This window comes from Bacillus sp. CGMCC 1.16541, assembly GCF_003184905.1.
Classification (GTDB): Bacteria; Bacillota; Bacilli; order Bacillales; family Bacillaceae_H; genus Priestia.
This window is the reverse complement of sequence record NZ_QFRU01000008.1, coordinates 138135-151299: the sequence shown is the minus strand read 5'-3', so window position 1 is coordinate 151299 and position 13165 is coordinate 138135. Positions and strand designations below refer to the sequence as shown.

Here is a 13165-nt window from a genome sequence, read left to right as displayed (position 1 = left end):
GTTATCCTCCCCTTTAATTCAATTAAGTGTATCCAAACTATGACGGTTCGGGGCTAGACTGCGTTTTATTTTAGAAGATGTTAATAAAATAAGTGCTTTAGTGATGTGTAATTAAAATGACGAATAACATTTTTTGCATATTTGGCTCATTCGTTGTCTTTTATTTTCAAGTCCACACTTTGGACAGGTTACCATCAAAGAGACCTGATTGATGCCTTTACGATGATGAAAGAAATTTCGTAATCCTTTGTCTTGTAAAACAACAGTTGCGACAATGGCACATCCTGAGGCGAGTAGAATAGACAATACTAAAACAAGGTTCATAATAGGAGACCTCCTTGACGTGTACTCATATATAGAAGCAGCGGTTAGTCTTAGATGTCGTAGGTAAGTGTCTGCTTTCTATACATACGATTCTGTGCTTGAAAAGTTTCGCTTTATGTGGGAGTAAAAAAATTATTAGTTCACTCTAAAATAATAAAGTTTATTCACCGACTTTCTATCGTTAATGTAGCCACGTGTTAATAGGTGTAATATTGCGAAGGATATAACGGTCAAGCAAAAAGACCATCACAATGGATAGACCAACGAGTGGCATTACAATTCCCATCCCAATCATAATGAAAAAGACTACTTTTGTAGCTGTTTTATCTTTTGCTTTAGGTGGAGCCCCTATTTTTCCATTCGGTTTGCGTTTTCGCCACATGAAAAAGGAGCTAACCGTAATAAAAATAAGTCCGATACAAACTAGAAGTCCAACAATCTGATTAGCAAGGCCAAATAAGCGACCTTCATGCAAGGCAATCCCTATAGTAATGGCTTTTGCTGTGATGCCGTAATCACCAAATCGTACATCCGTTAAAATTGAACCAGAATATTGATCGACGTGCAACGTGGCATTTTCTCCAGGACGTGTGTGTGATGTAGCGATGGTATATACACCTGTTTCACCTTGAGGCATGGAAATGGTATAAGGCTTTTTAATGCGATTTGTTTCAGCAATGTGCGTAACATCTTCTAATGAAATTGGTACGTATCCATTTGTGCTTGATGCAGGAACAGGCACGTTCTCTGAAGCCCATGGTACATCTTCTGCGACATCTTTTGCTTTTATAACAGACTCTGGCTTTTCTCCAAAACTAAATGCAAATGCAGGATATCCTGTGTTTGTTGAGGTAGCGATTTTATTGATCTGTTCTCCCATAACACCTGACCACGGAAGTCCTGTTGCTATCAATACTAAAATCGATAACGAAAGCCAAAATGCAGGAACCGCATGCATGTCACGCCAAAATGTACGGCTTTTTACGTTTAATCTTGGCAAAATCGTTCCCCATATGGATGCTTTAGTTCGAGGAAACCAAATGTATAGGCCTGTCACGACTAAAATAACTGCCCAGCATGCTGCTAATTCAACTAAGCGATTGGCAAACGTTCCGCCAATGAGTAGCTCGCTATGAAGCTTTTTAAAGATTTCTGTGAACTTTTCATTATTTTTCAAAGAGCCAACGACTTCACCATTATAAGGATTGACGTATGTTGACATCATTTCTCCTTGATTTAAAATACTTATTTCCGTCGTACGCGTTGGATCATCGTATGCTTTCAACGCCATCACGACAGCTTCTGGATATACTGCCTTTACATTTGCGACTTGATTAGATGGAGAGTGAATGGTTGTTTTCACTTCGTCTACGTAATATAAATCTTTGTACATCGTTGCTTCGATTTGTGGTTTAAACAGATACACCGCACCGCTAAATGCTAAAATGATCAGAAACGGTGCAAATATGATACCAGCGTAAAAATGCCAGCGCCAAACTGACTGATAAAGAGAAGTTTGCGTTTGTTTTTTTGTAGTGCGTCGTTCTTGGTCAATGTTTAAAGCTTCCATTTTGCTGTCTCCTTTATGTATAAATTAGAGCGTTTTCAAGAATGAATCGTAATAGGAAGCTGTGAAAAATGAATGAAGTTTTTGAAAAGTTTTGTAGAAGTTGTAGAGAAACAGGTAAAACCCTTTATTTACAAATGGAATAGTTTAACAGTGAAGGCCGTAAACATGAAGAAATAGCGAAAGGGAAGTGTAAGTATGATAGTGCCCTTTTTCTAGTGGGAACAGGCTTTTCATTTGAGAAACATCAATATGATGTGCGAGTCATTGGAGAAGAAGATGTAGATCGATTAAAACAAATGATTCAATATCAAGACAAAGAAAGTAAAGGATGAACGTCGTTACGAAAAGGAGTGAAATGATGAGAAATATGCTAATTGGAGGCATTAGTATAATTGGAGGTATCATCTTATTCTGCTTCACATTTGTCGCAACAGCCACTTACTCATCGCAGCTATATGAGTGGGATTCACGATACGGAAAGTTTGGGACTGCTCTTTTAGAAATGAGTCTTATTCCAATGTTTGTGAGTATCGCATTAGCTGGAATTGGCATCGTCTTCATTTTAAAAGAAGAGAAGACGACATGAAAAAGTGGGTCCTTATTATCATCGTTGTGTTTTTAGGTGTATTAGGTTGTTTTGCTGTTTATGTAAAAGGAAACCATCCGCTTGTGAGTGGAGCTATTATGAGCAATACCGATCGAACTGTTGTTGCCATTGAGGTCGGAAATGAAAATCGATTTGGTGAGATTCAAGTGGTCGATGTGTTTGTCAATAATCATGAAGAGCCAAAGCATCTCTATATGCAAGTAAGCAATCCATTAGAAGGCTTTATGATTGCACAGGAGTATGGAGAAGAAGAAGCAAAAGCTTATCGCATTCAAGAAGTGCAAAATGTGGCAATTAAAACAGAGACAGCACCTTCTACACAATTAGAAAAATTTAACAACAACACCGCGACCGAAAGTGAGCCTTCATATGCAATCACTGTGCAGCATCATGAAAAAATTCATCAAGTGACGATTCACTACTATTCGTTAGGTTTTTCTTATAAGAAAGAAGTTTTAATTGATTGAAGGAAGAGGCTGAGTCATAAGTCTTTCGGTTGATCATCTACCCGAGCGTGAGTTTTATACTCTTAATCGTTCGGGTGTTTTTATTTGTTTGAAAAGTAAGTTTAAGAGAATAGTGGAATGAAAGAAACTTGTTCTGTAATCGAACGATCATCAAAAAGTCATTGTTCGTTTTTAGGAAGAAATCATTCCGTTACGTCCTACCCTCTTTTTTGTCATACAAGCGAAGAAATGTTTTAAAAAACTTCAAGAAAATCTCATTTTTATTTCACAATTGGACGTTATAGTCAAATCGGTAGAGATGAAGGGTTCATAAAATGACATTTACGAGGATAGGGAGGGTGCATTGTCATGAAGCAAATGACAACTTTAAATAGATGAAAAAGTGTACATATGTATTCATATTAACTTCTTTATGTTGGAGTTTTTTTGTTTTTCATGCTCAAGCAGCTACAGAGTTGCAAGAAGTAATTGATCAAGCTGATGAAGGAGAAACGATAGAACTAAAAGGAAGAATTTATAAAGGTCCTGTGTTAATCTCAAAACCAATTACACTTCGCGGTAAAGAAGGAACAAAGATACAAGGGAACGGTCCATATGTCATAAAAGTAACAGGACAAGGTGTAACTTTAAAGGGAATACATGTACAGCAAAAAGCAGAGGCGGTGAAAGATACAGCTATATTAGTTGAGGGAATAAATCACCGTATTAAAAATGTAAACATCGAGACTAAATCTTTAGGTATTCATCTTAACGATGCGAGTGAGAACAAGTTATCTTCCGTTTCGATTAAGGGGGAAGAATCACATCATGGCGTGTTACTGACGAACTCTTCTTCAAATCACCTAGAGCATCATACGATTTCTCATGTGTTAGATGGTTTTTATATTGAAAATAGTCATCAAAATATGTTCAGGAACAATACAGTTCGACAATCTAGATATGGCTTCCATCTTATGTTCTCTGAGAATTTAACGTTAAAAGGTAATCATTCAACTCATAACGTTATTGGAGCGATGATTATGGAGACTAAAGGTACGACTGTAACGGATAATACGTTTGATGATAATAAAAGTCATGTTCATTCTTATGGTTTACAGTTATTCAATGCAGATGATACCACTGTTCAACACAATGTATTTTCAAGTAATCGAATTGGTATAAAGATTGAAAAATCCAACCATAATTACATGTCTAATAATGTAGTTACGTCTAATTTTATAGGTCTACAGCTGCAAAATGCGGTGGACAATGAGATTCATATGAATACTTTTTTAGGAAATGTAAGCGGTGTTCAAGAGATTAATAGTAACGGCAATGATTTAAAGAGAAACTATTGGGATGAAGGGGCAAAGGTAGACTTGAATCAGGATGGTATGAATGATTTGGCATTTAAAGCAGATCCTTTTTTTCTTTTGCTGACGAATCGAGTTCCTGAATATCAACTGTTCTTTCAATCTCCTGGTATGACAATTTTACAATCGATGTTAAAGAGCCCTGATCACCTTGTGCTATCAGATGATGAGCCTTTAATGACTACAATGACAACAAATAAAGACAGCCATTCTAAACAGCATCTTCTTACTATTTTATTTGTAAGCTTGAGTATGATGGCTGTTAGTATGATTGGTTTCAGGAAATGGAGGAATTAACTGTGAAAAAAATAGTGATAATGATGATGGTAAGCCTGATGTTATTGGTTGTAAGTGCATGCGGATCGACTGTGAAGCCGAGAGCGATTAATGAGAAAACAGATGTATGTGAAGTGTGTAACATGGCTGTGATGGATAATCAATTTGCTACACAAATTGTGTTAGAAAACAAACAATCTCTTGTCTTTGACGATATTGGTTGCATGTATAGATGGATAAATGAAAACAAAGATGAAAAAATAGCTGGTAGCTTTGTGCGAGATTACCATGACAAAGAATGGATTGAACGAGAAAAAGCAATGTATGTTTACGATGAAAAGATTGAAACACCAATGTCTTACCATGTTGTTTCGTTTAAAAATAAAAAAGAAGCAGAGGATTTTGCTGAGAAATATGATACAAAGGTATTATCATTTGACGATTTACATGATCATGAATGGAAAATGAACAAAGCTCATGGAGATCATAAACATAGTCATGAACATAAAGACAAAGAAGAAGATAGTCATAGCCATAAATAATAAAAAGCAGAAGTGCCCAATCCAATATTGGGTGCTTGCTTTTTTATCATTTTAGGCGAGAAGACCCCTTAGCTCAAGGAATGAGAAAGATCAAGCCGAATGAGTAGGCGGGGGATGAATCGCCTAATCTATACCTAACTGTTTAGGTTGGTGTTCTTAGGAAGCTCCCACTTCAAACAGCTCATAACAGTGTTAAGTGGGAGCAGTTCCAGAAATGAAGTTTAATGGGAGGCGCGTTATGTGGAATATAGCACAAGCAGAAATTCGTTTAGTGCTTAGGCAACGAACCTATTATGCTTTTATCAGTATGTGGACGGTTATTACGTTTTTTCTATTTTTACTACAGAGTACATCTCCTTCAATAAGTGGATATACGCATATCACAGGGACTGTTATGAATCTACTTCTTTACATTATCCCATTATTTATGCTCATTAACGGGGCTTTCTCTATTGCGAATGAAATGGAAAATGGACAGTTTCGATTAGTAAGCACGTATCCTCTTTCGCCGATTTTTTATGTTGTAGGAAAAATCATGGGTCAAATCCTTGCTCAAACGCTTATATTTACATTTAGCTATGGATTGAGCTTATTGATTGGATTAGTAATGGGGATATCTCTTTCAGTTAAATGGATGATCATGCTGTATTTGTTTTCGATTGGCTTATTGCTGTTCTTTTTACTCATAGGGATTGTGATTGGAACATTTGTTTCTTCAAAGTGGCAGGCGCTTTCCTTTTGCGTTTTTGTTTGGTTCTTTCTCATTATGCTTTGGCCGACTGTATTAGTCAGCACGTTAAATTTTGTTCCATACTCCTGGTTAGGTGTCATAGTAAAGGCTCTTTTATTTATAAATCCAGCGGAATTTTTGCGCCTAATGTTTGTGGTACAGTTAGGTGGAGGGGCTGTATTTGGACAAGCATACGACGGTTTAGTAGAACAATTTCAGCAGCCCATTCTTTCCTCATTTAGTCTTCTTTATTATATGATTGTTGCGTTATTCATTAGTGTGTTAGTAGCTGATAAACAATTAACGAAAAGGAGGCTAAAGTAATGTATGTTGTCGATTCTGTATCAAAAAGCTATAAGCATCATCACGCGTTAACTCCTTTAACATTTACCGCAACTAGTGGAGAGTGTATCGTTCTTTGTGGAGGAAACGGCGCAGGTAAAAGCACATTGCTAAGTTTGCTGTCGGGGAGTGCATCGTTGTCTAGCGGTCAGATTAGGTTAGATGATATTTCACTAGAGAAAAATCGTCATCAGTATTTACAACGCGTTTCGTTTATGCCAGATGATTTTCATGCTCAGGGCTATTTAAAGGTAAAAGAATTTTTATCTTTTTATGCAAAAATTCGAAAAATATCAAAGGAAAGGGTAGAAGAAGTGTTGCATATTGTCGGTCTTAAAGATAAACAAGACGTGCTTGTGCACCAGCTTTCTAAAGGGATGAAGCAAAGGTTGCTTTTAGGACAAGCTCTTTTACCAAAATCTAACGTAATCTTATTAGATGAGCCAACAAATGGATTAGATCCGTATTGGATTACAAGATTTATAGAAATTATCCAACAAATTAAAAGGGAAGGAAGCATTGTCATTTTCTCTACTCATATGATGGATGTAGCGGCTGAACTTGCTAGTCGTGTATTGTTTTTAGATAGTGGACACGTAGTGAAGGTCGTAAAAAACACATATAAACATCATCAAGATTTCACACTCGACTTATTAAAATGGCATCGCGAAGCAAAGATAGTGCAAGAAGGGTGATTAAAACGAACAAGTAGTTAAGCACTATAGGCAATTTCCCCAAACCTTTCTCTCTTCTTTTCATATACTAGAATAGGAGGGATTTATCTTTGAGTACACTATTAGTTTATTTACTAGAAAGGTCAAAAAAAGCATTAGAAGGTGTTCATCCGTATGTGGCGTCAAAGGCGATTCAATTAGTCAATCAAGCATATGCCAATGATATTTACATTGCGGTTACGAGTGGATATCGCTCACTAACAGAACAAGCGAAGCTATATGGACAAGGTCGTGCAAGTTATAAGTATAATGGAGTGGAGTATGGAGATCTAAAAGCTCAACGGGTTACAAATGCTCAACCTGGTTACTCGATGCACAATTACGGATTAGCGTTTGATATCGCGGTCTTTAATGTAGATCGTAAACCGATTTGGAGCGGGTCAAGTTATGATATTGTGGGACGCCTAGGACAAGCATTAGGATTAGAGTGGGGGGGAGCATGGAAAAGCTTTGTTGATAAACCTCATTTTCAATATACATTCGGACTAACGACTGCTAAGCTTCGCGCAGGTGTGAAACCACCCGGTGCCATTCCGTACAATCCAACCCCAACGCCAGCACCTACACAACCTGTTCAATCTGAAGTCGAGTTATATCGACTGATGACAGGGACATTTGAGACAATCCAAGAGGTAACGGCAGCAATGAACAGAGTGAAAAATCAATTTCAATGGATTGTATATAAAAAAGAAGAACAAACAGACGGAGGTACACGTTACCGTATGATAACGGGTACATTTGCTGAAAAAAATGACGCTGAAGCAGCTGCACAAAAGCTTCGTCATATGTACGGTTGGATTGTGTACGTGAATAAAGCGTAGTAACAAATAAGTATAGTTGATAAACAACCATGCCTTGCTGCTCATCCGTATGATGGAATGGAACAAGCAAGGCATAATTGTGAAATTAATTTGTTTTATCGTGTACGTGTTGCTGTTTGGCTCGGTCCTTTACTAATACATAAGCTGTAACCCAAGCGGTAATGGGAATGGTCAACGCTACCCCAATACCTGAACAAAGGAGAGTAATCATTTCAGCACTAAATACTTTTGAATTCATAATTTCACCGGTTGTATAAGACAAGTCTTTAAACCAAATCAGTAATCCTAAATAACTCCCAAAAAAGGCGAAAAATAAAGTATTGGTACTCGTGCCTAGTATGTCTCTACCAATGCTTATTCCGAATTTAACTAAATCTTTTCTGCTACTTGTTGGATAGTGAAGCATCATCTCTTTCATAGGAGAAGAAATGGAGATGGCTAAATCCACAATGGCACCAATCGTGCTCATAATGATGACGGACGCTCCTATTTTAACGAAATCAATTCCGATGTAAGGTGAGAAAATACTTAGTTCTTCGATTTCTTCTTCACCAAATCCTTGAATACTCGCAATGTCCGTTACAACAAGGATAAAAAATAGCAAAATCGCAAAAGAGATGATCGTCGAAATGAAAGCTGAGATCGTTTTTATGTTCAGTTCACTAATATAAAATAAACTGATACAGCTAATGACTGCACATGCAATGAGTGTAACGATGATGGGATTTGTCGTAGGATCTCCCATCACAAAAATGGTCAGAAAAAGCACCCCGAAATTTAAAAATAAAGCGATAAACGAGCGCATCCCTTTTTGTCCACCAACTAAAACCATGAAGAAAAATAAAATAGCTGCTAAACATACAAATACATTCATGATCTCGCCCTCTTTCGATTAATGAAAAAAATAGACGTATATACTCCAATTGGAATGGTTAACACAATTCCGATACCACCAGCGAGTGCACGCGCCATTTCAAGTGATAAATTCATAGAAAGAGTGAACATAAGTGGAGAACCGTTTTTTAAATATAAAAGAAGCATCGGAATCGAACCACTTATATAGACGAAAAACAAAATATTCGTCATCGTCCCCATAATATCTTTGCCGATATCCATTCCTGATGTTTTCAGTGCTTTTAATGAGATATTTTTATTCTTTTCATACAAACCAAAAATGGAAGAAGACATCGTAATGGCCACGTCCATAACCGCTCCTAACGACCCTATTAAAATTCCCGCCATAAACACCACTTGAGCAGGACGAGTGAGAAACTGCATTTCTTCATATTGAAGTCCTTTTTCGTTTGTTAACAACATGACGACATATGTAATCAACAGAGATGCGAAGGTTCCAAGTAAAGTCGCAATAATCGCCGCGTATGTTTTTTCGTTAAAGCCATTCACCATTAACAAGGAAATCGCAGTAAATAAAATAGCGCTAATGCTACAAGCGACTAACAAGCTGATCGAAGCCGTTTTTAAATACACATCTAGTGCATAGGAAAGCAACGTCGCATTAATCGCTAAGCTAACAATTGAAAATAAGCCTTGCTTTCTACCAACAAGTAATAAGATAAAAATGAAAATCCATGAGACCATTAAGACATATTTATCACGTTTGACATCTTTAATGCTGCCAGTCCATTGTTCACCTTTTTTAGAAGTTGACTCAAGGCTTATAAATAGTTCATCTCCGATTTGATATTCTTGGTCATAAGCTTTAGAGGTTGAATAGTCATTTGTTAAACGAACAAGTTGTCCTTTCTTTTCACCATTTTTTAGTTGAGCGATAAGGTGTTGAGTGAAAATCTGATCTTTATTGTCGTACATATCTACAACTTCATTTGTTTTTGCTACTTTTGCTTCCGTCACTTTAGCAATTGGCTGCTCGTAAAAGTCATAATTGTTGTTTACAAATAAGATAGAGCTAATAAAACAGCAGGTAACGAGTATGTAAAATAACAAGTGCTTTTTACGTATGTTCTTTAAGCTATTTAGTGCACGATTCAAACAATCACCTCCGATTAAAATCGTAAAACTTTCAAAGTAAGTGTGAAAAACCTTACTCATTTTTAACAGATGATCTCTATTTTAACCAATGATCATTGTTGATGAATAGTAGTAGTAGTAGGGTTTACAACAGCAAGAGCACATCTTCATATTCATAAGAAGAGTCTGCAAAGAGATATCGTATCACAATTTGGGATATGTTACGATGGTAATAGAAGAGACAAAATTTTACATAAGACAAAAGTGAAAGGACTGTGAAAATGGAGCGTTTTACAGAACGAGCGATACAAGTAATCCAGCGTATTCCTGAAGGGAAAGTGATGACGTATGGACAAATTGCTGCTTTAGCCGGCAGTCCAAGAGGGGCGAGACAAGTTGTGCGTATTCTTCATTCAATGAGTGAAAAGTACAAGCTTCCGTGGCATCGTGTCGTGAATGCAAAAGGAGAAATCGCATTACGCGACGACGAATTGTTCCAGATTCAAAAGTTATCACTTGAGAGTGAAGGGATAGAGTTGGTGGAAGGAAAACGAGTCAATTTGAAAATCAATCAATTTTGTCCTGAAGGGTAAAGGGAGAACGTATACAAAAGGGGAAGAGAATATGATTAGAAAAGCACATCTTCATGATTTAGAAGCAGTAGTTGCGGTCGATAAACAAGTCATTGGTCATGATGGGAGAAAGATAGAGATTGAAAAAGCCATTCAACAAGAGAAATGCTTCGTTGCATTAAAAGGTGAAAAGGTAGTGGGCTTTTTACTTTTCCATACTCATTTTTTTGATTGTTCCTTTATTTCTCTAGTGATGGTATCACCTCATGAGCGGAGAAACGGTTACGCGACGGCACTTATTCAACAGGTTGAAAAGATTGCCTCAACTGAAAAAGTGTTTTCGTCAACAAATGAATCGAATGAAACGATGCATCACGTATTTGCATCGAATGGTTATGTTCGTAGTGGTGTAGTGGAGAATCTAGATGAAGGTGATCCTGAGATTGTTTACTTTAAACGCGTTTCACAATAAGTAGTCTTTAACATGATAGAGTTATGAGTGAAGACAACTTAGAAGGTAGTGTTTGAAAAGATGAATCTTTTTCCAAACATAATCGTATAACATGTATACACTCTCGTTACATCATATTTATGATTTTCTTTGTTGTTAATGTCATGCTTATGTACTTGTTTAACTGGGTAAATCGAACATTTCTTGATATGTTCATTCTTTCGCTCTTATACGCAATCGGCTGGTGGATCATGGACCTATTATTTCCACCTAAGCAAACATCATAAAAGCTTTCCCTTTAAAAGAGAGGAGAGCTTTTTGTTTTTTTGATAGTTAGATTGACTCATTTTTCCTTTTTGTTCTACTAATATATGGAACGGTTTTATATAATAAAATTGTTTTGTTGAAAAGTAGGAGGAATGAATGTTGGGTTGTTTAGGTTTCGCATTCTATCTTTCGGCCATTAGTGTATACCGTGTTGTGAATTGGGTTGGACGATTATTCGTTAGAACGAAATGATTATACTGTGACAAAAAATAAGCTGAGTTGTAGGGAGCTCGTGGCTCTTTTCAACTCAGCTTATTCCGTTATTTAGATTTCAACAGTTCGACAATTGGCCGAATGGTGATGATTAAACCTGCAATGACTAACCACCCAAATGCAACATAGGTCCATCCTGTGAAAAAAGATAAACTATATTGATAACCTGTTAGAAACATAACCCCTGGCCAAAGAATAATGAACACAAGTGTTAATCCTAATGCCCAACGTGTACACAGTTTTGCATCTTTATTTAATTGCTGTTGTCGTTCCATATGGTATCGCCTCCTTATTTGTTGCTGGTTGAACATGATCTTCTTCATCAAAACTTTTAAACTTATCTTTTAACGAATCGAAATCGAACTCTTGTTTTGCGAGCAAGCCATGACCAATTGAAATGACACCACTAATGACGAAGACTGTTACATTTCCAAACAGCATCGGTTGTAATTGACCGAGTGATGCTACATTGATTTGTCCATACATCACGTAAGCAGACGTCAGCCATACTGTTACCCCACCAATCATGCCGCACAAAGCTCCGTAAAATGCTCCTTCATTCGTCGCGCGCTTCCATAATAAGCCGAGTGTTAATGGAATAACCGCTCCACTAACGAAAATCCCCATTGCCATATACACAAAACCAAGTCCAATGCCAACGTAAAAGAGAAGGATAGAGAAGACACCCATTGATAAACCGAATGCGAGCATCACTTTACGCGAAATGCTTAGTAACTGTTTGCTCGTTGCGTTTGGATTGATTGAGTGACGATAAATATCCGTGACAATAATGTTTGTGACCGCTGTAAGCTCAGCGGCTCCAGTTGAAATAACGGCCATAAACAACATGACTAAAAATAAAACAGAACCGATTGTGCCGAGTAAATGAGCTGCCATGACAGGGGCTACTGAATCAGGAGATGGGACAGGGATACCTAATCCAGCTGCGCTTACACCTAAAAAGGTTGCAATCGCAAATGGAATCGAAAACCATGCAATGCCTCCATAAATGTAGGCTCTTGATGCCGCTTTGTCTGTACTTGCAATCGCACGCTGCCAATATGATTGATCGACAAACACTGTTCCGAAGTTCCCGATGATATTAATCATTCCGAAAAATAAACCTGGTAAGGATGCCATTGTTAACATGTATTGAGATTGAGGTAAACTTTGTAATCCTTCATAGATGGTTGTGACGCCGAATTTGTAATAAACGGCGACAGCAAAGATGGTTAGAATAATGAAGATCATGACAGTATTGAAGTAGTCTGCGATAAAAGAAGCTTTTAAACCACCAATCATCGTATAAATAGTGAACGTTAATGGAATTAAAAAAGCTGCGACGAAGATGTTCATACCTGTGAGAGAGTTTAATGCTATGGCTCCCCCGAGAATAACCATAGAGGTCACGATAATGTTTGTCATTAAAGCAAATCCAAGCATGAGTCGGTGGTTCTTTTTATCAAAGCGTTGTCCGATGAACTCTAAAAAAGTGTGAGCGTTTGGTGCTTTTCGTTTTAAATGGATTGCGACGATGGCAAATAGTAAAACTTGAATACAAGCGCCTGCTGCATACCAATAAGGACCGCTTATTCCGTACTGATACCCAGTCGAAGATGACATCATCAGAGTAGCGGCCCACGTCCAAGCGGCGATAATGGATGCGCTGGCTAATCCAACCCCAACACTTCGTCCAGCTGTACTGAATTGCTCCGCTGTCATCGTTGTTCGTTGTTTACGTTGCATCACCACAGTAAGAAGAGTAAAAAAGACCCCAAAGCTTAATAACATGATATAACCTGTACTAGTTGATAACATCTTATTCCTCCATTCACTAAATGTTAGATT

General features: G+C 37.4%; 15 protein-coding genes. 9 read left to right on the top strand and 6 right to left on the bottom strand.

The genetic code is table 11. From position 1 onward, the window contains the following. Nucleotides 1-111: 111 nt before the first annotated feature. On the bottom strand, nucleotides 112-324 hold the full coding sequence (locus DIS06_RS10215) for a hypothetical protein (RefSeq protein WP_110113162.1): 213 nt from the start codon (nucleotides 322-324) through the stop codon (nucleotides 112-114). Nucleotides 325-505: 181 nt separating this feature from the next. Then, nucleotides 506-1894, bottom strand: coding sequence for a PepSY-associated TM helix domain-containing protein (locus DIS06_RS10210; RefSeq protein ID WP_110113161.1), 1389 nt, complete (start codon nucleotides 1892-1894; stop codon nucleotides 506-508). A 358-nt stretch (nucleotides 1895-2252) separates the two neighbouring features. On the opposite strand from DIS06_RS10210, the gene DIS06_RS10205 reads away from it, so the two are divergent. The 7 genes from DIS06_RS10205 to DIS06_RS10175 all read left to right on the top strand — a co-directional run bounded on the left by DIS06_RS10205 (nucleotide 2253) and on the right by DIS06_RS10175 (nucleotide 7765). Next, complete coding sequence (locus DIS06_RS10205) at nucleotides 2253-2480, top strand: hypothetical protein (protein WP_110113160.1); 228 nt, start codon at nucleotides 2253-2255, stop codon at nucleotides 2478-2480. Then, entirely contained in the window at nucleotides 2477-2968 is a 492-nt protein-coding gene (locus DIS06_RS10200; protein WP_110113159.1) for a hypothetical protein, read from the top strand. Before DIS06_RS10205 ends, DIS06_RS10200 begins: the two co-directional genes overlap by 4 nt. 455 nt (nucleotides 2969-3423) lie before the next feature. Continuing rightward, entirely contained in the window at nucleotides 3424-4617 is a 1194-nt protein-coding gene (locus DIS06_RS10195; protein WP_162595936.1) for a right-handed parallel beta-helix repeat-containing protein, read from the top strand. Continuing rightward, nucleotides 4605-5138 carry a nitrous oxide reductase accessory protein NosL gene (locus DIS06_RS10190; RefSeq protein ID WP_481746855.1) on the top strand — a complete coding sequence of 178 codons (534 nt, stop codon included), beginning with the start codon at nucleotides 4605-4607 and terminating at the stop codon, nucleotides 5136-5138. The genes DIS06_RS10195 and DIS06_RS10190 overlap by 13 nt, the downstream gene beginning before the upstream one ends. A gap of 238 nt (nucleotides 5139-5376) precedes the next feature. Next, nucleotides 5377-6192, top strand: coding sequence for an ABC transporter permease (locus DIS06_RS10185; RefSeq protein ID WP_110113157.1), 816 nt, complete (start codon nucleotides 5377-5379; stop codon nucleotides 6190-6192). After that, nucleotides 6192-6905: an ABC transporter ATP-binding protein gene (locus DIS06_RS10180; RefSeq protein ID WP_110113156.1), complete on the top strand. Its 714-nt coding sequence runs from the start codon at nucleotides 6192-6194 to the stop codon at nucleotides 6903-6905. The genes DIS06_RS10185 and DIS06_RS10180 overlap by 1 nt, the downstream gene beginning before the upstream one ends. Before the next feature lie 89 nt (nucleotides 6906-6994). Next, nucleotides 6995-7765, top strand: coding sequence for a M15 family metallopeptidase (locus tag DIS06_RS10175; RefSeq protein ID WP_110113155.1), 771 nt, complete (start codon nucleotides 6995-6997; stop codon nucleotides 7763-7765). An 85-nt stretch (nucleotides 7766-7850) separates the two neighbouring features. Here DIS06_RS10175 and DIS06_RS10170 read toward each other — a convergent pair whose 3' ends face one another. Both DIS06_RS10170 and DIS06_RS10165 read right to left on the bottom strand, forming a co-directional pair. After that, nucleotides 7851-8639 carry a YibE/F family protein gene (locus DIS06_RS10170; RefSeq protein WP_110113154.1) on the bottom strand — a complete coding sequence of 263 codons (789 nt, stop codon included), beginning with the start codon at nucleotides 8637-8639 and terminating at the stop codon, nucleotides 7851-7853. Next, complete coding sequence (locus DIS06_RS10165; protein WP_239421998.1) at nucleotides 8636-9775, bottom strand: YibE/F family protein; 1140 nt, start codon at nucleotides 9773-9775, stop codon at nucleotides 8636-8638. The genes DIS06_RS10170 and DIS06_RS10165 overlap by 4 nt, the downstream gene beginning before the upstream one ends. 260 nt (nucleotides 9776-10035) lie before the next feature. Here DIS06_RS10165 and DIS06_RS10160 point away from each other — a divergent pair, with 260 nt between their 5' ends. After that, on the top strand, nucleotides 10036-10347 hold the full coding sequence (locus tag DIS06_RS10160; protein WP_110113152.1) for an MGMT family protein: 312 nt from the start codon (nucleotides 10036-10038) through the stop codon (nucleotides 10345-10347). 31 nt (nucleotides 10348-10378) lie between these two features. Next, entirely contained in the window at nucleotides 10379-10798 is a 420-nt protein-coding gene (locus tag DIS06_RS10155) for a GNAT family N-acetyltransferase (RefSeq protein WP_110113151.1), read from the top strand. A 566-nt stretch (nucleotides 10799-11364) separates the two neighbouring features. On the opposite strand, the gene DIS06_RS10150 is transcribed toward DIS06_RS10155, so the two are convergent. After that, on the bottom strand, nucleotides 11365-11592 hold the full coding sequence (locus DIS06_RS10150; protein ID WP_110113150.1) for a hypothetical protein: 228 nt from the start codon (nucleotides 11590-11592) through the stop codon (nucleotides 11365-11367). Beyond that, nucleotides 11567-13135 carry a sodium:solute symporter family protein gene (locus DIS06_RS10145; protein ID WP_110113149.1) on the bottom strand — a complete coding sequence of 523 codons (1569 nt, stop codon included), beginning with the start codon at nucleotides 13133-13135 and terminating at the stop codon, nucleotides 11567-11569. The genes DIS06_RS10150 and DIS06_RS10145 overlap by 26 nt, the downstream gene beginning before the upstream one ends. Nucleotides 13136-13165 lie beyond the last annotated feature (30 nt).

What these genes read in the sequence shown, in the direction of transcription:
- DIS06_RS10205 (WP_110113160.1), top strand. Translation starts at nt 2,253, where the DNA reads ATGAGAAATATGCTAATTGGAGGCATTAGTATAATTGGAGGTATCATC.
- DIS06_RS10145 (WP_110113149.1), bottom strand. Translation starts at nt 13,135, where the DNA reads ATGTTATCAACTAGTACAGGTTATATCATGTTATTAAGCTTTGGGGTC.
- DIS06_RS10180 (WP_110113156.1), top strand. Translation starts at nt 6,192, where the DNA reads ATGTATGTTGTCGATTCTGTATCAAAAAGCTATAAGCATCATCACGCG.
- DIS06_RS10160 (WP_110113152.1), top strand. Translation starts at nt 10,036, where the DNA reads ATGGAGCGTTTTACAGAACGAGCGATACAAGTAATCCAGCGTATTCCT.
- DIS06_RS10190 (WP_481746855.1), top strand. Translation starts at nt 4,605, where the DNA reads ATGGAGGAATTAACTGTGAAAAAAATAGTGATAATGATGATGGTAAGC.
- DIS06_RS10155 (WP_110113151.1), top strand. Translation starts at nt 10,379, where the DNA reads ATGATTAGAAAAGCACATCTTCATGATTTAGAAGCAGTAGTTGCGGTC.
- DIS06_RS10210 (WP_110113161.1), bottom strand. Translation starts at nt 1,894, where the DNA reads ATGGAAGCTTTAAACATTGACCAAGAACGACGCACTACAAAAAAACAA.
- DIS06_RS10170 (WP_110113154.1), bottom strand. Translation starts at nt 8,639, where the DNA reads ATGAATGTATTTGTATGTTTAGCAGCTATTTTATTTTTCTTCATGGTT.
- DIS06_RS10200 (WP_110113159.1), top strand. Translation starts at nt 2,477, where the DNA reads ATGAAAAAGTGGGTCCTTATTATCATCGTTGTGTTTTTAGGTGTATTA.
- DIS06_RS10185 (WP_110113157.1), top strand. Translation starts at nt 5,377, where the DNA reads ATGTGGAATATAGCACAAGCAGAAATTCGTTTAGTGCTTAGGCAACGA.
- DIS06_RS10215 (WP_110113162.1), bottom strand. Translation starts at nt 324, where the DNA reads ATGAACCTTGTTTTAGTATTGTCTATTCTACTCGCCTCAGGATGTGCC.
- DIS06_RS10150 (WP_110113150.1), bottom strand. Translation starts at nt 11,592, where the DNA reads ATGGAACGACAACAGCAATTAAATAAAGATGCAAAACTGTGTACACGT.